General features: G+C 50.8%; 1 protein-coding gene and 1 pseudogene. One reads left to right on the top strand and one right to left on the bottom strand.

Features of this window, described 5'->3' with window-relative positions; translation table 11 throughout:
* Positions 1-573: pseudogene (locus tag ACTHS3_RS13995) on the top strand (sodium-dependent transporter); the annotation flags it as partial.
* A gap of 127 nt (positions 574-700) precedes the next feature.
* On the opposite strand, the gene ACTHS3_RS13990 reads toward ACTHS3_RS13995, so the two are convergent.
* The coding region (locus ACTHS3_RS13990; RefSeq protein ID WP_440368252.1) for a TonB-dependent receptor domain-containing protein at positions 701-1,117 on the bottom strand (417 nt) is incomplete at its 5' end.

Below are 1,117 nucleotides of genomic sequence, written 5' to 3'. Positions count from 1 at the left end.
CTGTTTGTGTCGCTGCTGGCCGGTTTGGTGATTTTCCCTGCGGTATTTGCCTTCGGTTTTGAACCCGGTCAAGGCCCTGGTTTGATTTTTGTTGTGTTGCCTGCGGTCTTCATGAAAATGCCGATGGGTACGTATTTGTTTGCTGTGTTCATGCTGTTGGTTGTTTTTGCCACGCTGACTTCCGCGTTTTCCATGCTGGAAACCGTTATCGCGGCAACCATCCGCCAAGACGAGAAAAAGCGCAGCAGCCATGCTTGGGTAACCGGCATTGCGATTTTTATAGTCGGTATTCCTTCAGCGCTGTCTTTCGGTGTATGGAGCGAGTTTAAAATTTTCGGCAAAACCATTTTTGATTTGTGGGATTTTATTATTTCCGCCGTCATCATGCCGATTGGCGCATTGAGCGTTGCCGTGTTTACAGCATGGGTTCAGGACAAACAGTCCGTCCTGCGTGATGCGGGCATGGGCAGTACCATTCCGAAACAGTTGCTTTATCTGTGGCTGGGTGCGCTTCGCTATCTTGCGCCGATTGCGATTATTGTCGTGTTCATCAACTCTTTGGGTTTGATTTAATCCGATAGTGAGCAAACAGTCCGGCGTTGTATTGTTTCGCCGGACTGTTTGTTTAAAACATCATTAAGAAATATCAAGGCCGTCTGAAAATTTTTCAGACGGCCTTTTTATATACGCGCGAGGCTGATTAGAACTTCGCTTGCAGTCTCAGCCATGCAGTACGGCCGGGCTCGTTCACACGCATGGTTTGAGTACCGGCAGACGGGTCTCCACCACGGCTGACGAATTCAGCATAGGTTTTGTTGAACACGTTGTCCACGCCGCCTTGCAATGTGGCGTATTTGCTGAATTTCCAACCGGCGTTGAGCGAGAGTACGCCAAAGCCTGAAGAGGCCCCGATGTCTTGGCCGACGATATTGCCTTGGCCTTTGCTGTAACGGTTTTGTTTGGCTACGACGCGCCATAATGCGCCCGCGCTGAATTTGCCGTTGTCAAAGGCGAGGGTATTGTTCCACTCGAGCGGCGGAGTTTGTGCCAAAGGTTTGCCGTCGGTACGGTTTTTGCCGTGGGTGTAGGCGAGGCTGGTGCCGACTTCCCAGTTAGG

This window comes from Neisseria sp. P0009.S007, from assembly GCF_051962515.1.
The sequence above is the reverse complement of the archived record's forward strand: the minus strand, read 5'-3'. Positions and strand labels throughout refer to the sequence as shown.